Annotated in this window: 15 protein-coding genes; 6 read left to right on the forward strand and 9 right to left on the reverse strand. The window is 40.4% G+C overall.

The features are described from left to right. Positions 1–149 precede the first annotated feature (149 nt). From V7K69_RS25115 to V7K69_RS25130, 4 genes are all read right to left on the reverse strand, one after another. Positions 150–1,439, reverse strand: coding sequence for a sensor histidine kinase (locus tag V7K69_RS25115; RefSeq protein ID WP_335039379.1), 1,290 nt, complete (start codon positions 1,437–1,439; stop codon positions 150–152). Between the two features lie 15 nt (positions 1,440–1,454). After that, entirely contained in the window at positions 1,455–3,659 is a 2,205-nt protein-coding gene (locus tag V7K69_RS25120; RefSeq protein WP_335039382.1) for an ATP-binding protein, read from the reverse strand. After that, positions 3,656–4,621 (reverse strand): phosphate/phosphite/phosphonate ABC transporter substrate-binding protein, encoded by a 966-nt coding sequence (locus tag V7K69_RS25125; protein WP_335039384.1) that lies wholly within the window; start codon positions 4,619–4,621, stop codon positions 3,656–3,658. The genes V7K69_RS25120 and V7K69_RS25125 overlap by 4 nt, the downstream gene beginning before the upstream one ends. A 152-nt stretch (positions 4,622–4,773) precedes the next feature. Then, on the reverse strand, positions 4,774–10,152 hold the full coding sequence (locus V7K69_RS25130; protein ID WP_335039386.1) for an ATP-binding sensor histidine kinase: 5,379 nt from the start codon (positions 10,150–10,152) through the stop codon (positions 4,774–4,776). A 134-nt stretch (positions 10,153–10,286) separates the two neighbouring features. Here V7K69_RS25130 and V7K69_RS25135 point away from each other — a divergent pair, with 134 nt between their 5' ends. The 6 genes from V7K69_RS25135 (at position 10,287) to V7K69_RS25160 (ending at position 18,486) form a co-directional block, all read left to right on the forward strand. Beyond that, positions 10,287–10,925 (forward strand): lysophospholipid acyltransferase family protein, encoded by a 639-nt coding sequence (locus tag V7K69_RS25135; RefSeq protein ID WP_335039388.1) that lies wholly within the window; start codon positions 10,287–10,289, stop codon positions 10,923–10,925. 206 nt (positions 10,926–11,131) lie between these two features. Then, positions 11,132–12,169 carry an AI-2E family transporter gene (locus tag V7K69_RS25140; protein WP_335039390.1) on the forward strand — a complete coding sequence of 346 codons (1,038 nt, stop codon included), beginning with the start codon at positions 11,132–11,134 and terminating at the stop codon, positions 12,167–12,169. Between the two features lie 134 nt (positions 12,170–12,303). Further along, entirely contained in the window at positions 12,304–12,600 is a 297-nt protein-coding gene (locus V7K69_RS25145) for a DUF2288 domain-containing protein (protein ID WP_335039475.1), read from the forward strand. A gap of 197 nt (positions 12,601–12,797) precedes the next feature. Further along, positions 12,798–15,281, forward strand: coding sequence for an endonuclease MutS2 (locus V7K69_RS25150; RefSeq protein ID WP_335039392.1), 2,484 nt, complete (start codon positions 12,798–12,800; stop codon positions 15,279–15,281). Positions 15,282–15,981: 700 nt separating this feature from the next. Beyond that, positions 15,982–16,587, forward strand: a complete 606-nt coding sequence (locus V7K69_RS25155) for a DUF3038 domain-containing protein (RefSeq protein WP_114080213.1) — start codon at positions 15,982–15,984, stop codon at positions 16,585–16,587. Between the two features lie 252 nt (positions 16,588–16,839). Beyond that, the gene (locus V7K69_RS25160; protein WP_335039394.1) at positions 16,840–18,486 is read left to right on the forward strand and encodes a DUF4335 domain-containing protein; all 1,647 of its coding nucleotides are present in this window, start codon (positions 16,840–16,842) and stop codon (positions 18,484–18,486) included. A gap of 96 nt (positions 18,487–18,582) precedes the next feature. On the opposite strand, the gene V7K69_RS25165 is transcribed toward V7K69_RS25160, so the two are convergent. From V7K69_RS25165 to V7K69_RS25185, 5 genes are all read right to left on the reverse strand, one after another. Then, positions 18,583–19,044 carry a ferredoxin gene (locus V7K69_RS25165; RefSeq protein WP_114080210.1) on the reverse strand — a complete coding sequence of 154 codons (462 nt, stop codon included), beginning with the start codon at positions 19,042–19,044 and terminating at the stop codon, positions 18,583–18,585. Next, positions 19,044–19,430: a DUF1257 domain-containing protein gene (locus tag V7K69_RS25170; RefSeq protein WP_012406942.1), complete on the reverse strand. Its 387-nt coding sequence runs from the start codon at positions 19,428–19,430 to the stop codon at positions 19,044–19,046. The genes V7K69_RS25165 and V7K69_RS25170 overlap by 1 nt, the downstream gene beginning before the upstream one ends. A 39-nt stretch (positions 19,431–19,469) precedes the next feature. Further along, entirely contained in the window at positions 19,470–19,679 is a 210-nt protein-coding gene (locus tag V7K69_RS25175) for a DUF2997 domain-containing protein (RefSeq protein ID WP_114080209.1), read from the reverse strand. A 480-nt stretch (positions 19,680–20,159) separates the two neighbouring features. Further along, the gene (locus tag V7K69_RS25180) at positions 20,160–20,504 is read right to left on the reverse strand and encodes a type II toxin-antitoxin system PemK/MazF family toxin (protein WP_335039399.1); all 345 of its coding nucleotides are present in this window, start codon (positions 20,502–20,504) and stop codon (positions 20,160–20,162) included. Next, positions 20,477–20,737, reverse strand: coding sequence for an AbrB/MazE/SpoVT family DNA-binding domain-containing protein (locus tag V7K69_RS25185; RefSeq protein WP_335039402.1), 261 nt, complete (start codon positions 20,735–20,737; stop codon positions 20,477–20,479). The genes V7K69_RS25180 and V7K69_RS25185 overlap by 28 nt, the downstream gene beginning before the upstream one ends. Positions 20,738–21,194: the final 457 nt, after the last annotated feature.

The raw sequence follows: 21,194 nt of genomic DNA on the forward strand, positions 1-21,194 counted from the left end.
CACGTAACAAAACAGCGCTGTTATGTCATTGGTTTTAAGCAGCAGTGAAATCGCCCTTAGCTTTCTGTCCAGCCACCCGATTGATTATCAGCAATAGTGTTTGAGAATTGGTGATTGGTTAGTTAAATGATTCTGAATATACTAAAAAATCAACTTGTTTGTTCTGCTTGAGTGGGTAAGGTGATGACAAACTCTGTTCCTGCTGCTAGTTCAGAGTTGACTGTAATTGTCCCTCCATGTTTTTCGATGATAATTTGCCGGACGATCGCTAATCCTAACCCCGTACCTTTACCTACTTCTTTAGTAGTAAATAACTCGTTAAAAATCTTCTGCTGCACCGCCTCACTCATGCCAATACCGTTATCTTTGATGCGAATTATTGCTTGCTGCATATCTTCAGATAGTTCTGTCTTAATAATAATTTGATTAGGATTAATTTTAATCTCTGCATAACTACGTCCAGGATTTGATTCTTCTAAAGCATCGATCGCATTAGCCAACAGATTCATAAATACCTGATTTAATTGTCCTGCATAACATTCCACTTGGGGGAGATTGCCATATTCTTTAATTACTTGAATTTCTGGGCGAGTATCAGAAGCTTTGAGACGATGTTTGAGAATCATAATTGTACTATCAATACCATCGTGAATATTGCCAGGAATGGGGCGATCGCTATCAGCACGAGAAAATGTCCGCAAGCTGATGCTAATGTCTTTAATCCGGTTTACTCCTTCTCGCATCGAGCCAACTAACTTTGGTAAGTCTTCACGGATGTATTCGAGGTCAATCGCTTCAATTTTATCTTGAATTGCCGGACTGAAATTAGCAGATTCTTGCTGAACTAAATCCAGCAATCCAAACAAATCTTTAATGTTCTCTAAAGCGTGTTGAATATTGCCCGAAAGAAAGCCAACGGGATTATTAATTTCGTGGGCAACACCAGCCACCAAGTCGCCCAGAGCCGACATTTTTTCGCGTTGAATGACTTGCATCTGAGTTGCTCGTAATTCAGCAGTTTTTTGAGCCACTTGCTGTTCTAAATTTTGACTCAAGAGACGCAACTGTAAATGGGTTTTCACCCGTGCTAACACTTCTTCTTCTTGGAACGGCTTGGTAACGTAGTCTACTGCACCAAGTTTAAGCCCTTTAACTTTGTTGTCTACATCAGCCAAAGCAGTCATAAACATCACCGGAATATCGCAAGTCTTGGGATTAGCTTTCAGGCGTTGGCAAGTTTCAAATCCATCAATTCCTGGCATCATCACATCCAGTAAAATCAGATCGGGTGGTCGCCGCTCAATTTGTTGCAGGGCGCGTTCGCCACTGGTTGCGATCGCAACTTTATAACCTTCATTACTTAAAGCCTCTGAGATGACATCCAAATTAGTGGGAATATCATCAACGATTAAAATTAACCCACTTAAAGTTGTTGCCATAATCGTCCTTAAATCCTAAATATTAGTAAGGTATTGTTGAATCAAGGTTTCAATCTTCTCAGTTTGAAATTGCTTGGCTAGTTGTACTACCTGCCCTATAAAAGGTTGATAACGCCGATCCTTTTGGCCAATTTTCTTTGCAGTTTCTGTCAATTCTCTCAGTAAGCCATCCTGCGCCAGTTCCAGTAACATTTCCAAATCTGCGGCTGCTGGGGGAATTAGTTCCGTGAATACCTCTTTGTCCATCGCCGTGTCACCAATACCTGACTCGACTGCTTCATATTTCCAAGTGAGTTGCAGGTGCTGGGCCAGCAAGGTGAACAACTCTTCCGCATCAACGGGTTTTGTGAGAAAATCATCTCCACCCATAGCTAAACTCTTCTGTTGGTCAATTTCTGACACCGATGCTGAAGATACAATTACCAACAAATGCTTGATATCCTCAGAAGTGCGTAACTCCCTGAGCATTTCAAAGCCATCCATTATCGGCATCGCTAAATCTGTAATTACTAAATCTGGCTGTTTTTCTCTGGCTTTCTCTAAGCCTTCTTCACCATTTTCTGCTTCGGTAAACGTGAACCCCAGTGGCTCCAAGAGATTTACCAAGACTGACCGATTTTCCCAGCGATCGTCCACAATCAGAATATGGCGTGGTTTCCCCTCGTAGCCGATAATGGTGCGTCCCTCAGTGACTGAACTTTTTTGCGCCCAATCAGAGGCGAGAGGCAATGCCACCTCAAAGTAAAAGTTACTGCCCACTCCCAGTTCACTCTCAATCTGAATTTTTCCTCCCATCAATTCCACAATTCTTTGGCTGATGGCTAAACCTAACCCTGTGCCTTCCGACTGGCGTTTTTGATCCCCTACTTGTTCAAAGGCTTGGAATAGTTTGTTGATCTGATTAGAGGCAATGCCCACTCCAGTATCTATCGCTTGAAACTTGAAGCGAGGCAAGGGAATGGTGGAATTTGACTCTAATACTTCTACCTTCAGGGTGACTCTCCCTTTGTCGGTAAATTTAATCGCATTTCCTAAGACATTCAGTAAGACTTGGCGGAGCCTTTTCTCATCAGCCTCAACTCCAATAGGCAAATTGGGATCAGGTTGATAAATAAAGTCAAGTCCTTTTTGGTCAGCGCGAACCCGACAAATTTCGACCACGCCTTGAACAAAGGAGGGGAAGTGAATAGTTTTGGGAGCAAGTTCCAGTTTGCGGGCTTCGATTTTTGAGAGGTCTAAAATGTCGTTAATTAATGTTAGGAGATGAGAGCCGCACTGATGAATAATATTCACACCATGACGTTCTTTGTCGGGGATAACTTTGGAACGTCCGAGAATTTGAGCATAGCCTAAAATACCGTTGAGGGGGGTACGGAGTTCGTGACTCATATTAGCCAGGAAATCGCTTTTTGCTTGGTTGGCTTCATTGGCAAAATTCTTTTTTGCCTCCAAATCACGATAAGACTCTGCTAACTTAACAGTCATACGGTTAAACTCGCTGGCTAATTGCTCGACTTCATCACCAGTCTGGATGTCTAATCTGTAGTCCAGATTACCCTCTCTAATGGTCGCTACGCCGGTCTGAAGTTTCTTGATAGAGCGCACTGCTGGCAATAGAATTAGGACAAACTGCCCAGCAAGAACTAACAAAATAAAAACAAGAATTCCCCACTTGACAATTTGCTCGGTTTCATTTAAATCTTGCCCTGCCTGAAGAGCCAGTTTTTGCTCTTGTTGCAAAATTCTAATAATCTTAGAAGTATAAAAATTCACATCTCGATTAAAAGCGTTAATAGCTCTATAGTCTTCCTTCACTTCTGCTACAGACAGACTATTTTGGCTAATAACCGATTGACTAATTTCCGTTGCCAAGTTATCAAAGATTTGATACCGACGATATACAATATCTAATTCTTTAGTAGTGGGGCTAAGTTTTTTCATTTCATCTAATATAGATAAAAATTCTTGCTTCACTGCTTGATATTCGGCAATTTTAGCTTGAGGATTTTCTAGCACTAACAAATCTTTGAGTGTGATAATTTGCCGTGCTAGGAGTAAATTTGTGGTTTGAGCATTGCCAATCAGTTTCAGGCTTTTATAATGTGCCTCTTCTACCTGAACGCGGGCACGTCCCAGTACTAGATTACTTGTGCCTACGGCAATAATAATCATCCCAACGGTTATTACCGAAGAGCCAAAAAATTTCTGCCAAATCTTCATTTTGTCTTTGCTAATTTTTCGTCTAATTGTTTCTTGACCTGCCTCACCCGATCGTAGTCTGAGTCTTGCACCAGGGTATATCCATTAGAAGGAATTCCATCAAGATTCAGCATTCCAATAGGGGCACTAATAAATGCCTCTTTCAATTCAGCAATAAGCTGGGGAGATAGTTTTTGAGAAACAACAATAGGAGATTGGGGAATTGGTTCTGATTCCCACATTACCTGATAAGAATCATTGATTTTGCCAGCTTTTTTGGCTTGCTTATAAATGTCAAACTCAATACCTACAGCATCAACTTGCCCATCTAGCAGTGCAGCTAATGAGTTCTTATGGTTCTTAAAGAACTGAACAGAGGCAAAATCGCTATCAAACTTGAAACCTATATCTAATAGGTGAACTACAGGAAACATATAACCTGATGTTGATAGTTTACTGGTAAAGCCAAGCCGCTTGCCCTTAAGATCTTTGAGGGTTTTGATCCCACTGGCAGAATTAGCGATAATAGCTGATTTATACCAAGGTCGTCCCGTACTTTTAGTGATAGGGGCAGCGATCGCCTCGATTTGTGGATTCCGTCGCTTTGCCTCAATATAAGAAAGTGGCCCTAGTAAGGCGATTTGCACCTTTTCTTCTACCAAAAGATCGACGGTACGTTTGTAGTCTTTGACCGCTTGGATAGATACAGGTCGTTTCAGGGTTTTATTTAGGTATTCAGTTAAAGTTCGTATTTGTTCCTGTTGGTCTGTGTCATTCGACGCTTGGGCGATAATTGCGATCGCTAAAGTTGCTGGTACGTTTTCCACACTAGCTTGAATGCTGGGCGTTGGCTGGGGATTATTACTGGAAGTTTGAGTAGTGCAACCGGTACTAATTACTATTAATGCAGGAACTACTAGAGCGATAAGAGCTATTTGTCGCTTAATCAATGAATTGCGTTGTTGCTGTGAATATGCTTGCATAGCTAGACACTCCTTATAAATCGGATGTTGATACTAACATTTGGGAAATTTGATTAAGGGAACATTAAATCTTGGCTGCAATATTAAATCCTTAAGACTTCTAGATTTAGTATTCCCAGATATTTCAAGCTGTTTACCAAAAAAGCTAAAAATTACACCGGAATTTCAATGATAAATTCTGTACCCTCACCTAGAATCGAGTTAAAATTCAATTTTCCGGCGTGGGTTTCTTCGACAATTTGCCGAGCGATCGCTAATCCTAATCCTGTACCTTTACCCACACCTTTTGTAGTAAATAGGTGGTCAAAAATCTTTTCTTTCACTTCTTCACTTATCCCATTGCCATTATCTGCGATCGCAATTTTCACGCCTTCATTTTCTAAAGAGGTTTTAATTCTAATTTGGTTGGGATTGGACTGGATATCTGTAAAATTCCGGCCAATATTTGATTCATCTAGCGCATCAATAGCATTGGCTAGAATATTCATAAATACCTGATTTAGTTGCCCAGGAAAACATTCAACCTGGGGCAAATTTCCATAATCAGTTACCACTTTAATTTCGGGACGTTCTTCATTGGCTTTCAGACGATGTTTGAGAATTAAAATCGTGCTATCTATGCCTTCGTGGATATTAAACGGCACTTTATAATCTTTGTCAGCACGAGAGAAAGTGCGAAGACTGGTGCTGATGTTGCGGAGGCGATCGCACGCCATTGTCATAGAATCAATTATCTTGGGTAAGTCTGATAAACTATAATCCAAGTCAATATCTTCGGCATGGCCTTTGATTTTATCGTTGGGATTGGGTAGACTTTCTTGATATAGTTTTAAATGTTCAACAATATCTGCAATAGTGGGTTTAGCTTGTTGGAGACTGGCAGAAATAAAGCCCAAAGGATTATTCATTTCATGGGCTACCCCTGCAACCAAATTACCCAATGCAGACATTTTTTCACTTTGGACAACTTGTAATTGTGCTTGTTGTAAGTCTTGTAATGCAATTCCTGCTTGTTGATATAGTCGAGCATTCTCTAGAGATATTGCAGCTTGAGATGAAAGAAGGTTAATTACACTGAGGCGATCGCTAGTAAAAACCCCTTGAGTTAAGCTATTTTCTAGGTAGAGAATTCCTACCAAATGCACTTGATTAATAATTGGGACACACAACACACTCTGAGGTTGATGTTCCAACATATATTTTCCAATTATCCCAGGAATATCTGTTTTGCAATTGTCTATAACAATTGTTTGTTGAGTATTTTTGACATAATTGATAATTTTTACGGGAATATCTTGACAATTGTCTAGTAATTGTGGATTGAGGATAGTTTGTATTTCCTCATGCTCGATAAAGGTAATTGCTTTAACTTCCCAAGTGTCCTCCTCTTGGGGAAGAATTAGTACAACTCTTTTCGCGCCAGAGTTTTCTAAAATAATGCGAGTGAGGCTGGCAATGAGTTGATCTGATTTTAGAGAACTGGAAATAGCTTGAGCAGCTTTGAAAACAGAGGTAAAATCCAGAACATCAGCAATACTAGTGTTGCCAGTACTAGAAGATGAGGCGGTGCCACGAAAAGCAATAGTTTCTAAGGGATTGAAATTGATTCGTTGGTGTTGCAAGATGGGTTTGAGTAGTTGGGGATAAGTTTTTTCTAGGTGATTAACTTTGGCTTTAGCTCCCCAACGGGCGTAGCAGTAGTATGCTTCTTGTATATAGACTTGGGCGATTTTTTCTTTACCCCAGTCGAGGTAGAATTTGGCTACTAGTTCATTGCTAAGTGCTTCTTCTTGAATGTAGCCGTTTTCTTTGGCAAGAGATATGGCGCGATCGTACAATTCTATTGCTTCGATTTTTTGTCCTAGTATCCGAAATCTTTCAGCTTCTACCAAGTTATATTTGTGAGCATAATTTTGTGGCGCACTCTCTGCCCATTTTTTGAGTTTTTTATGAGTTTCTTCTACTCGGTCAATAATTAATTTTTGCTCAGTTATTGAGCAGTCTTTATATAAAGATAAATTAGTCAAAGACTCATAAAAATAAAAGGTTGGAATTAGCACTAATCCAGTCACGCTGATTAAATATTTCTCGACAACAGCGACGTTTATTAGTGCTTCTTGATAGTTACCAAAGAGATAACATAAAAGCAGTTTACAAAAATGAAGCTGACAAATAATACTAGTTTGATTGGCAGCTTGATGCAGAGGCAACATTGCAACTTCATCATAAACTTCGCCAATTAATAAACAAGGATTGTCTGACATTCCCAACAGATTCAAAACTGATTGATAATAGATACTATTGAAATTCAAATAGGTAGTTTGCTTAAACTGGTGCATAATTGCACCATAGTTTCCCATAGCTTGGGCTAATTCCTCTAAACCATGACCACTTAAATAGGCATATCTGCCAAAAACATAGGCAGACATTACAGCATATTCAATATCACCAGTTTCTAAACCGCTTGTATAGGCTTGTAAAAGAGGATTTAAAGTGTCTTTAACAGGCGATTTCCAATGTCGAATAAAACAATTTACTGCAAATAGAGTTTTTGATTTAACTTTGAAGGCATTTAACCGTTCAAGTAACAGTAATGCCATTTCTCCAAATTCATATCCTGTATCAATTTCTCCTAAAACACCGCAGAGTATAAGTCCATAACTAGCATAAGCATAGGTAGATTCTGGAGCATTACCATAGAGGATTGACAATTGAACTTGTTTAAATACGATTACTCGAAATAATGGGGGATTTGCTTGGTAAGCTGCTGACATAATGCTCGACAAAATTCGCATTGCTGCCAGAATATTCTCATCCGTCATCTTTGGCAGTTCTAGTAAATCCATTGCTGGTTTATCTGCCAAAAGACATTTTGTTTGTTCTAGTTCAGACTCGATATCAGTTTGATTGACTTGTTGAGGCAGTTCCACTCCTATTGATTGCAGAACAGTCAGTGCAATTTGCAAAGCATTCTTGTGCTGTGCCTGTGCCATGTAAGCTTGAATTTTGACATTGTAGATAGGAATTTGTTCGAGGATATTTTTTGCTTGTTGGATAACGACAGTTGCATAGCTTTCCATGCGTTCAAAGTCACCACTCAGACAAAGTACTTCTGTAATTGATTGATATAGTAATAGTGTTAGCTCATACTGGCTATACCAACTCTCATGAGGTAAAAGTTCTAAACCTATTGTTAAATATTCAACTGCTAATGTATAAGCAGTTGCCAATTGTGCTTTCCTACCTGCTTTTAAATTCAACTTGAGGAGTTGTTCTCGTTCAATGGGATCAATAATTAGTGTTAATGCAATATTTAACTGATTAACAATTTCAAAAAGTTTTTCTTCTTTTTTGATTTCAGGTGTGTTTTGAAGTAATAGCTTACCTATTTGTAGATGGGTAGCTTTTTTCTGTTCTTCAGGGATAAGAGAGTATGCTGCTTCTTGGACGCGATCGTGTAAAAACTTATAGTTAACAATTTCTGAACTTTCTTCAGCAATAGCTTGATTTACCTCAGCAAGATAAAATTTATATACCTCACTAGTAGGTAAAATTAAACCCTCATTCAATGCGTTCCACAAATTAGTTGCGGTTTCTACTTGCGATTGTTCTGAAACAACTGCCAATGTTTTCAAATCAAACTGATTTCCAATACAAGCAGCTAATTTCAAAACATCTTGAGTTGCTTGTGGTAGCTTTCTCAATTGCAATACCATGAATTCAACTACATCATTTGTAACTGTTTGCTGATTAATTTCGGTGATATCACATTGCCAGCAACCCTCTGTAAAGTTAAATTTAATTAGCCCATCTTGGTATAATGATTTTAAAAATTGAGTATCAAAAAATGGATTGCCAAAAGTTTTTTTGTAAACTATCTGTGAAATTGGGAATGCTAAAGCTTCGGAACATTTAAGCGTTGCAGCAATTAATTGATTCACATCTCCTTGACTTAATGGTGCTAAAGTAATTGTGTTAATAGTTGCTGCTGTTTTTTGGATCTCACTAATAGTCAACATCAACGGATGTACTGGATTTACTTCATTATCTCGATAAGCACCAATTAATAAAAGATGTTTGGTATCAGCTATTAATAACTGCATTAATTTCAGTGATGCCAAATCAGCCCATTGCAAATCATCTAAAAATATTACTAATGGATGTTCAACACTAGTAAAAACTTGAGTGAATTTTTGAAATAATAAATTAAATCTATTTTGTGATGCGCTTCCTGATAATTCTATGGCTGGTGTTTGTTTGCCAATAATTCTTTCCAATTCGGGAATAACTTCAATAATAACTTGTCCATTTTCACCTAAAGCTTCTAAGATTTTACTTTTCCATTGTTGAATTTTAGAAGTAGTTTCTGTTAATAATTGACCCATTAAATTTCGGAATGCTTGTACAAAAGCACTGAAGGGAATATTCCGTTGAAATTGGTCAAATTTGCCTTTGATAAAATAACCGCGTTGGCGCACAATCGGTTTATGAACTTCGTTAACAACAGCAGTTTTACCAATGCCTGAAGAACCAGCGACTAGAATCATTTCAGTCGCACCTTTGCTAACTCTTTCAAAGGCTTCAAGAAGGGCAGTTATTTCGGCTTCTCTTCCATAGAGTTTGTCGGGGATAATAAAGCGATCGCACACATCACTTTGGGCAATTTCAAAGTTATCAATTGTGCCAGTTTCTTTTAGCTGATGTAAACATTTTTCTAAATCAAATTTTAATCCTAATGCACTCTGATAGCGATCTTCAGCATTTTTCATCATCAATTTTATGACAATATCTGAAATCACTTGAGGAATTTCTTCGCTTTTGATTTTTTCTGGATCTTTTGCAATATGACAATGTAGTAACTCCATTGGATCGTTTGATCTAAATGGTAATCTTCCAGTTAGTAGTTCGTAAAAAGTTACACCTAGAGCATAAAAATCAGTTCGATAGTCAATCCCTCGATTCATCCTACCTGTTTGTTCTGGTGATAAATAACTGAGTGTCCCTTCTAATACATTTGGACTCATCAGAGTTTGGGTTTCTCGTGGTAGCAGAGATGCAATACTAAAGTCAATTAATTTAACTTGTTTGGTTTCAGGATTAACTAGAATATTGGCGGGTTTGATATCTTTATGAATAATCCGTTCGCGGTAGAGTATATCTAAGGTGTTGCACAGTGCGATCGCAATTAATAAAAACTCTTCTAGAAAAGCGGTATGTCGCGTCTGGTCAGAGGTGAAATAATCTTTAAGAGAAATTCCGCCAAAATCTTCCATTACCAACGCATAGCCATTTTGATACGGTTCCAAGCTGTAGGTTTGGATGATTAGAGGTGAGTTGAGATTTTTAGCTATGGTGTACTGATTACGAAACGATAAGAGTTCGCTAAAACTCGGATAAGGATTTTTGAGCAATTTAATTACTACAGGTAATGAGTCAGTTTCTCGATAACCGCGATAAACCACGGTTCGAGAACCGTTGTAGAGTTTTTCGATAATCTTGTATCCAGAAATACTGACTGTAGTGAGAAACATACTGTTAAATTATAAAGATTTCTAGATTTAGTGTTCCCCAATAGGTGAAATAATTCATCTCCATCGCATTTTTGCATTTGATCTGGGTGTTGCGATCGCTTATGCTAAATTCAGTTTGATTTGCATTATCTTCTGTGGACAAAAACCGCGAACCGTTTATCAGTCTGGCACTTTACCACGCCTTTAAATGGTCAGTAGTCAGCCCCATGCTTCACACTTACTTTCGGGGCCAGATTCATGGTACGGAAAATGTCCCCCAATCAGGGCCGTTGTTAGTAGTAAGTAATCACGCTAGTTACTTTGACCCGCCGATTGTCTCTAATTGTGTACGTCGTCCTGTAGCGTACATGGCTAAGGAAGAGTTATTTAAAATCCCTGTTTTGGCGCAAGCGATTAAACTGTACGGTGCTTACCCGGTGAGTCGAGGAAGTGCCGATCGCAATGCTATCCGTTCCGCCCTAGAATATCTCAATAATGGTTGGGCTGTCGGTGTTTTCTTGGAAGGTACTCGTACCCCAGATGGTCGAATTACAGACCCCAAAAGAGGCGCACTGTTGCTAGCGGCGAAAGCAAAAGCCCCAATATTACCAGTAAGTGTCTGGGGTACTGAAAAGATTTTACAAAAAGGCTCGTCCCGACCTCACGCAGTTCCCATCACTGTGAGAATTGGTAACTTGATTGATGCTCCCACTTCCACAAATAAAGAGGAATTGGAGGCGTTGACACAAAAGTGTGCCACGGTAATTAACGAAATGCATGATTTAGGACGATGAATCTAGAGAAACTACAGATATATGCTTTAGGGAGGTAGCGATCGCTATTAGATTGCTCTAATCTTAAACTCTATTCCTCTAGCAATAAAGTAAAGGTCTTCCAAAAAATAAATATCAATCTTACAGGGCGGCTAACTTTATCACGCTAAACAACTAGTGTTTTTAGGGCTTAATTACGAATTACGAATTACGAATTACGAATTATTATGAGCGGCTTTGAAGCCAAGAATTTTTGGGAGCGATTAAATAATCTGGCATTAGTCCGCTTTTTGCTTTTAGTTGCTTCTGGCTGGGCAATTGTACAGCTTTTAGCTTACTTTGAAGCAGTCATTGTGATTTTCACATTCGCTGCAATTTTGGCCTTTTTACTCAGCTATCCTGTACAAGGGCTACGGCGTTTTTTGCCCCACGGTGTAGCTGTTGGCTTAGTTTTCTTACTCAGTATTGTGATTATAGGCGGTCTGATAATTACCGTAGGCTTAACAGTTTTATCTCAAGGACAACAATTAATTGATAGTATCACTGCATTTTTAAATTCTTTAGTACCTTTATTAGAGGGGTTAGAAGTATTTTTACGAAACCGTAATTTACAGATAGATTTAAGTTTTATTGAAGAACAATTGCGGAATCAAGCTGTATCAACCCTTGTTACTAGTTTGACAATTTTACAAGGTTTTATGACGAATTTTGTGACTTTTATATTAATTGCAGTTGTAGCTTTCTTCATGCTATTAGATGGAGACAAACTGTGGAATTTTATTTTAAAAATAGTACCAAAGCAGCGCCGCAATAGATTTACCAATATAATCAGACGGTCTTTTTTAGGGTTTTTTAGAGGTCAGTTATTATTAAGTGCATTTCTCACAATTTCAACCTTCCTAGTTTTCTTAGTATTAAAAGTACCTTTTGCTTTGATATTATCAATCATAGTCGGAGTTGTTGATATTATTCCTGGGATAGGAGCAACATTAGGAGTAAGTACAGTTATTCTATTTATCTTATCTCAAGGTGTTTGGTTAGCATTGAAGGTATTGATAGCTTGTATTATTCTCCAGCAGATACAAGACAACTTGATTGCACCCCGAATCATGCAAGGGGCGCTAAATCTTAATCCTGTAGTGATATTTTTTGCTTTGCTAATAGGTGCGAGAGTAGCAGGATTATTAGGTGTTTTTATATCTATTCCAATTGCAGGAGTAATTGTATCTTTATTTGAAATTGATGAAATGAAGTCAGAAGTTTAGCTAAAAGGTGAAAGAGACGCGATTAATTGTGTCCTTACAGGAGTTAGGAGAGACGCGATTAATCGCGTCTGTACAAGAGTTAAAAGTAGCAATTAATGTAAAATAATTTATGAGCCAAGACAAATTGAAGAATGATGTCGGATTTAAAAGCGGAATTAACAGAAATTTTGGATGAGGCAGAGTGGGAGTGGCTAATTCCTCATGTGCAACGAGATGCAGTAATTTTGGTATCACCGGAGTTAAACTTGGTGGATGTTGGAGTAGCGATCGCCAGTGATAACATTCCATCAGTAGAACAGTGGATTAATGAGCAATTAATTACCAAACCCACAACAGTACAGGTGGGAGAATGGAATCTTGAGCGCAGTAAGCGATTTAATACTCTCATCGTTCAGCCTTACGTTTTGGTGAAGGAAATAGTGGCTACTTAAATTAGTTTCTGTATTGTTTTCGATGACAGTATGTGTTAAGGTAATTTCTCAGGAAAGATAGCTTGACGTACTATTTATTACTGAGTGATTACCACACACTATCTGGCTAATTTGAATAAAGCGAAATTTTCTCCTTTAAGATTTAGCCATCTAGGAGCTAGAATTGTTACGATAATTTCAGATTAGATGTTGAAACCTTGATCCAATCTGAAACCTTAGAATTATTAGAATGGCATCGCCTCTGCCAGCACCTTGCCACCTTCGCGGCAACTAAGCTGGGGGCGACAGCTGCGCGTCATCTGAAAATACCAGATTCTCAGACTCAAAGCGAACAGTTGTTAGAGCAAACCAAAGAAGTCTACCAACTGGAAAGTCGCCTGACTACGGGACTGTCATTTGAGGGAATTCAAGATATTGGCGATTCTTTAGAACGGGCAGAACGCAGTGGAGTTTTGACAGGGGATGAACTGTTAGCGATCGCCACCACCCTCGCGGGTGCTAGAAGTTTGCGGCGTGTCATCGACAATCAGGAAGATTTGCCAATACTCACTGAGTTAGTTGCCGATTTACGGACTTATCCAGAACTAGAACAAGAAATTCACCGATGTATTGATGAACGGGCCCAGGTAACTGACCGCGCGAGTCAAAAACTGGGAGAAATTCGCACAGATTTGCGGCGATTACGCAGCCAAATTACCCAAAAGCTGCAAAATATATTACAGGCAAAATCTGGGGCAGTTCAAGAACAGCTAATTACGCAACGCAGCGATCGCTTTGTCATCCCTGTAAAAGCACCACAAAAAGATGCCATCCCTGGTATTGTTCACGACACCTCTACCAGTGGTGCAACCCTTTACGTAGAACCGAATTCGGTAGTGCCTCTAGGCAACCAACTGCGGCAAATCATCCGCAGAGAGCAAGCGGAAGAAGAAGCGATTCGCCGCGTTTTGACGGAACAAGTCGCCGCAGTCAAACCAGATTTAGAGAGATTGTTAGCGATCGCCACCACTTTGGATATGGCAACCGCTAGATCCCGCTATAGTTTCTGGCTAGGAGCAAATCCCCCGCGATTTATCCGGCGTGAAGATAAGGAAATCATTACTTTACGGAACTTACGACATCCTTTGTTAGTGTGGCAACAACAGCATGAACAAGGGCAACCAGTAGTTCCTGTAGATTTGCTGATCAACCCGCTAATTCGGGTTGTAACCATTACCGGGCCAAATACTGGCGGTAAAACTGTAACCTTAAAAACTCTAGGGTTAGCAGCATTGATGGCCAAAGTGGGTTTATTTGTCCCCGCGCGCGAACCAGTGGAAATTCCTTGGTTTGACAAAGTGCTGGCAGATATTGGCGATGAACAATCTTTACAGCAAAGTTTATCCACATTCTCTGGACACATCCGCCGGATTAGTCGGATTTTAGAGGCATTGGGGAATTTAGGGAATGGGGAATTGGGAATTGGGAATGGGGAAGAACAGAATTTAGAAATACTCAATACTTCGACTTCTCTACGAGACGCTACGCGAACGCTCAGTACAAGTCCCCAATCACTCGTTTTACTCGATGAAGTCGGCGCAGGAACCGATCCAGTTGAAGGTAGTGCGTTAGCGATCGCCTTGTTGCAATATCTCGCTAACCATGCCCAACTAACCATCGCCACCACTCACTTCGGCGAACTAAAAGCCCTAAAATACGAAGACGAGCGGTTTGAAAATGCCTCTGTCGAATTTGACGAAAGTACTCTGTCGCCTACTTACCGTCTGCTGTGGGGCATCCCTGGACGTTCTAATGCCTTAACTATTGCCTTACGCCTGGGATTAAAACCAGAAGTGGTAGAAGAGGCGAAAATCCAAGTGGGAGAGGCCACAGATGAAGTCAACCAAGTAATTGCTGGCTTAGAAGCCCAACGTCGCCGCCAGGAAACCAAAGCAGCCGAAGCCCAAAGTTTGTTGCAGCAAGCGGAACGTTTATACAAAGAAGTATCCGCAAAAGCCGCAAGTTTGGAAGAGAGGGAAAGCAGTTTGCGGGCTTCACAAGAAATAGCCGTCCAACAAGCGATCGCCCAAGCGAAAGGTGAAATTGCCCAAGTAATTCGGCGCTTGCAAAAAGGTACGCCCACAGCCCAAGAAGCCCAGCAAGCAACTAATGCTTTAAATCAAATTGGCCAGCAATATCAACCAGCAACGCCAGCAAAACCAAAAGCTGGGTTTATGCCCAAAGTAGGCGATCGCGTCCGCATTCCGAAATTGGGACAGATAGCAGATGTGATCACCCCCCCCGATGAAGATGGGGAGTTAAGCGTTCGCTTTGGGCTAATGAAGATGAATGTGAAGTTGCAAGATATAGAATCTCTAGATGGTCAAAAACCCGAACCAGTTGTTAAAGCTAAACCAGCCCCAGCAGCAGTAACCCCACCACCACAAAATGTCCCAGAAATTCGGACTTCCCAAAATACCATCGATTTGCGTGGTAAACGGGTAGCTGATGCCGAATACATTTTAGATAAAGCCATTTCGGAAGCTACAGGCCCACTCTGGATTATTCACGGGTACGGCACTGGTAAGCTGCGACAAGGAGTTCACGCATTTTTGCAACAGCATTCCAGAGTAAATAACTACGAACCAGCAGAACAAGCAGATGGCGGTACTGGTGTTACCGTTGCTCACATCAAAAAGTAGTAATCAATGTGAAGGCTTCTAGTTTGTGCCATTTGTCAATTAAATCAACAAAATTTTAAGTTTGGGGACTTCCAGCTAAAAAAATATTCTATCGGAGGGGCGCAATGCCTTGCGCCCCTACTAGGCAAACAATGGCCGAAAAGAAAGATTTTCATCTTAGGGCAATTCATACAATTGCCCTTACCGCGTGTGTTTTGCGTAAGTCCTAATTAGTTTCAAGAAGGTATCAATTATCCTGATGTTACCCACGATGTCCTGAAATCAAACGCTACACATAGATGGGATGATGGAAAGGGAAAGTAGTAAGAAGTGCCTTTAGCAAACAGCTAAAAGATTTGTATAGTAATTATGTATACATTAAGAACAAGTAATAAACATCAAGAAATTTCAAAATCTCAAACCGCAAATAAATGTAGGAGGTATTCTACATAATTAGCAGTTAGCATTCAAAACAATAGTTTATTTATACTCTTGTACGGAATTAGCAGTGAAAGTCAGGTAAACCTTAATTAGAATTGATACTTTTCTACTTTGTTGAAAATAAATTTTCATCTAGAGTAGGACAAAGATACATGCTGTTTACCACATAGAAAAATCTAGCTGAAGTCTCTGGCTCATAGCAATGGGAAACCAAGTTTGATGCTTGAGAGTCTGGTTTCAAAATGGGTAACAGCAACATCCCCTATCAGCTTGATCACCTATGCTAAAAGTTATGCACTCGGCCGCCAACTCAGCCACGCCAAATTCTCAGTGGGAGGATTTAATCAAGCTTCCAGCCCCAAATACAGTCCAATGGGATAATATCAAAACCCAATTAGACTTGGTGCTGTTGGCGTTAGAAACCTTAACTGGGATTGGTTCAGAGGCAATGCTTTCGGCGGCAACTGATCTGAATTTAGAGTCAAGAGTGCCAGACCGCGTAGCTTTATGGCGACTGCGCCAGTCAAATCCCCTACGTAAAGGTCAAGGAGGGCGAAAAAAGCTAGATGTCGAAGAAGCGCGATCGCTTGTTCTGATCATCTGCTACTTAGCCAAACAGCACCAGGAATTGATTCGCCGCGCTGTCGGTCTGTTGGAACAAATGGCAGAAAATAACCGGGAACCTCACCAAGCTGCCTTGCTTGGAGACTATATTGATGCTTTTTGCAACACCTACCAAGAGCGGATGGAAGAGGATGAGAAAATCTCAACAGATTTGCTTACCAACCTGGCACTAAAACTGCTTGTAGATTTACTTTTTTACAGCGCCCCTGGTGGACATCGCCGTCTCTGGCTGGCACTTATAGACGGTTCGACAAAATTTTAGATTTGAAATTTGAAATTCCTCAATCAAAATTTGCTTGTGATTTGTTTGCTAGATCGGGAAACTCTTTTGATCGTCATTAGCTCTTAGGCGATGCACTATCAGCAATGCTTCCTTCTAGTACAAGACTAAATAACGAAAGAAACCTAACCAACTTCCTTCACTCAGAAGGAATCCACCGTTTCAACTTTTCTTTGCAAGCAACTGGCTTAACTTTTTGCAAAATCCCAAATAGTCTTCCTCGCAGTTCCTGCCATGCCTCTATCAAATTCTGTAATTCGTCGCTACACACCACCTACTTGCACGCTAGAAGTATTCGCCCAAAGCTCGCCTCTGTCCCGTTGGATGGGGAAAACTGTCCTCAAACACCTAACCTTTGAACTACGCTTTGATGATCCCCGACTCCCAGAAGAACACAGAGTTCCAATTCGGGGCGATCGCGAGCAACTTGAAGCTTTATGTGATGCAGTCACAAACTACGTACAGCAATTCCTTCAACAGTCTCCAGAAAGCTTTTGGGTAAGTTTCTCCGGTACCCAGGAATCAAGCATAGCAATGGGTGAGCCGGAATTAAAGTCTTCAACAAAAACATTAAATTCCTTTAGCACCCAGTTTCCTGGGGCAAATATCCGCTTAGAACCAAGCAGCTATTTAACTCACAACTTATTTCTCGGTTCTCTTACCAACCACTCATCTGGCCCCGTAATTAAACTCACTCTGCTGCAATTATTCGATTTGGCAAGTGCTTTAGATGAATACTCAACTGATGTTATGGCACTCCCAACTCTCAACAGCACTTCGACTCTGAGGTTCCCTGCTTGGGCACCTGTTGCCGCAGTATTAGTGTTAGGTATAGGTTTCTTACCAGTTACTTGGCAATATGCTAACAGCATTAGGGGAAAGGAACAGCAGACAGCCAAAACATCAGATTCAGCAGCAGTAAAGACAGCTTTAGAACCTTCAACTTCACTAAACTTTCCTACGCCTGAACCTGGAATTATCCCTCCATCAGATAATTTGCTAAGTTCCACTCCTCCACTTTCCACATCTACTTTGCCCCAAGCACCTTTAACAGCCCCTAGTTCTAGTTTTTCTGCACCGCAACCTCTATTTCCCAATAATTCACTGACAACAACTCAGGGCAAGACTGCAACCCTTCCTAGTTCTCTGGGAGACCCTACGCGTAGCTTGCTTCCACGAAGTGGCACGGCGAGCCTTGCTAACTCACCATCAAGTAAAATCCCAGGACAGGAAATAGCCATAGTACCAAATATTGCACAGAACCCTACAGGGTCAAATCCCCAAGCTGGAACTCTCCCTCAGTTGCGAAATTTGCCACCCAGACTATCTTCTAACCCAGGCAGCTTACCAACTACTAATGTCTCACCAGTTCTCCCTCCGTCTCTTGAGAGCATACCCAATAATAATCGTGGTAATACCTCTGCACTAAACTCACAACAGCTAGACGAAAGAATCAATTCCCTACGGCAACCTTCTACTGGAGAAAAACCTGCTTCACAACTTCCTTCGTCTAGAACTGCGGAGAACAATCCATTCATCGACCAATTAGGAGATGCACGCAAAACCCCTAAATCCACAGAAGTGGCTACAGGTACATTATTTGATACACCTCAAGTAGCAGAAGCTAGAGAATACTTAAAAAAGCGTTGGCAACCACCTACTGGACTAGGACAAACATTAGAGTACAGCCTGATAGTCAGTGTTGACGGCACAGTTGAACGAATTTTTCCTCTTAACAAGGCAGCAAGAGAATTCGTTGATAGCACTGGGATGCCTGAAGTTGGTAAACCTTTTGTTTCCGCCAATAGACGCGGACAAGATGTCAGAATTCGAGTTGTTCTCAGTCCTGATGGCAAGGTACAGACTTTTCCAGATGAATAAGTAAATACCGAAATGCTGTCATAAATTAGCTATATTACGAAAAGCAAAAGGACTGGATATACCCAGTCCTTTACTATATTGATTTAATGTTTTTTGTTAATAACGAGATTTTTTTGTCTTTAACTTTTGCTTTTTACGCCGACGTTCGCTAGCAGCAACAGCCTGTTCTACCGGATAACCCACTACGGGAATTACTTGATATTTGCGCTCTGCTTCTAAGTTTTTCAATTCAGTGTAATCAACCCAGTGAATACAATCAACCGGGCAAGTATCAATTGCTTCTTGGATAATTTCTTCAGCGTCTCCATCTTGCCGAACCACGCGCGATCGCCCGTAATCTGGTTCAATATAAAAGGTGTTACGTGCAACATGAGCGCAATGCTTACAACCAATACAGGTGATTTCATCAACATAAACACCATTTTGGCGCAGCAAACCACCCAATTCCGGTTCTAAACCAGAACGTTCTGGGGCATCCCGTAAAAAACCCCCTAATTCTGGTTCCAAACCGGAACGGTTATCTTCTTGTTCTTCCGGCGACGGCAGAAAATCAGCCATTACGCACTCCAGCGCTGTACTACCAGGCGAATGGAACCATCTTCATTTTTTTGTTGTTCAGAGACTTGAAAACCAACACGAGCGGTTTCTTTCACAACTGTTTGGTAAGCATAGCGCTGTGTTACCTGGCGCAAAAATCCATCCACAGAAAGGTCTTGCTGCCAATATTGCAAATCAGCTACTAATTCATATTCCTTGCCATTCCATCTAAAGCCGATGTCATAGCCATTTTCCTGCTCAATACTAACTTCCGCAGGATGGGTTTGACCGCGATAGCCACGGACTTCGCGTGGGCCGGGTTTCCAGTCTACGCCCAATTCAGTCAAAGCATCTTTCAAAGAATCAAGGTTACGGATTTGAGTCTTAATTTGGCTAAAGTGTGACATGGTGGTTGTGAATTAATAACACTAAACTACTGTGAAAACTTACCACTCGCTGTAAGTGGTGTGCGTATTCGCCACATTAGATTGCTGCAACTTCGCGGCGAAATATTCTGAGGTTGGTTCATGATTAAGTACTTGCCCCAATTGTGCCTCTATTGCTGCTGTAACCTCCGCGCAAGAAGCACCCACAATACCAGTGACTTTCTCTTGTACCCGACCGTCTGGATAGATTATGAACTCTAATGTCTCCATGCTCTTGGCCAACCAGGATAAGTACGCTTAAATTGTACTGCCTTAGCAGAAGGCTATAAATATAGCCGTAGGAACATTTTTACTTAGATACAAACTTGCCATTTGTTAAATAATGTTCCATCTTTACAAGATATATCTCAGAATCTTTACAAAACTTATTAAATTTATAAGCAGTCACATCAGTATTTAGTTAGTTTCTCTTAACCTCCTCGATTAGTCAAGGTAACAACCGAGCCTGCCAATTAAGCGGCAAAAGTCCTAAGGATAAGCATTAGACGCAGTATAACCAGCTAGTTGAGTTACAAAAATATAAAAATTCTTGAAAAACTTGATCATTATGATTAAGTTTGTCCTATTCCTCCAGGGTTTTCTCAAAGATAATAGCTATTATGAACGGCCTACATCCTCCGGGTTCACCAGTCATAATGCGATCGCTAGCTTTATACCTATTGAAACTGGGTTTTTGGATAATTTTACCCATTATTCAGCAAACATTTCAGCCAAAGTATCCAAAACTGCTTTTTGTTCGTCAGAGTCAATCTGACCTAGCTTTTTGACTAATCGATTTTTGTCAACTGTACGAATTTGATCCAGAACGATTTGCCCGTCCTTGCTCTGAAACTGACAAGCAACACGAGTTGGATAAGACTGTCCTTTAGTTGTCATGGGAGCAATAATGACCGTGGTAATATATCTGTTCATCTCATCTGGTGAAATTACTACACAGGGTCTTATCTTTTGAATCTCACTGCCAATTGTCGGGTCGAGGTTAACCAAAAACACATCAAATCGATTGACTACCACTCCCACTCTAGATGCTCCCACTCTGTAGTTACCGCATCATCAAGCAGTAGATCGTCGTCTAGCTTCGCCATAGTCGCAAATGCTTCTTCCCATCCCTGACGCGATCGCGAGGCTGCACGGACAATTAGGTGACAATCTTGAATTTCAATTTCTACCTCTTCACCAATACCACTTTGTTCTAGCAAAAGTTTAGGAATGCGGATACCTTGAGAATTCCCGATTTTAATAATACGGGTTCTAATTGCTGTCCCCATGAGGATAGTTATCCTTAATTGTAATTACATTGTGATTACAATTAAGGATTTTGTCAACAAGCGTTTAATTTTTCAAGAATTTTGGTTTTTCAGTACATAGTATGCCAAATACGTCTGTAAATAAGCTTGAAACCTTTGCTGGGCAATAATAAAAGTCGTTATCCTTAGCGTTTCAGGTAAGATTTCTGAAATTAAACCTAAAACGGACTTTAAGTCCTGATTTTTAACGTATTTAACGTAATTTAACGCAAATTTCAGCATAATAAATACTGAAGATACCAAAAAGAATAGAGTTCTTGTCTAAGCCTAAATCACTCAGCAAGAATTTCTGGTGAATAAACTGATTTGCTTAGAGAACAAACCAGGATAATGAAGCATAATTAACCTTTATAGCTAAAAGCTGTCAGCCATCAGCCACAAGCTGAGATGGTAAAGTTTGAAGGCTTGTGATTCAACT

The organism is Nostoc sp., assembly GCF_036917775.1.
Classification (GTDB): Bacteria; Cyanobacteriota; Cyanobacteriia; order Cyanobacteriales; family Nostocaceae; genus Nostoc.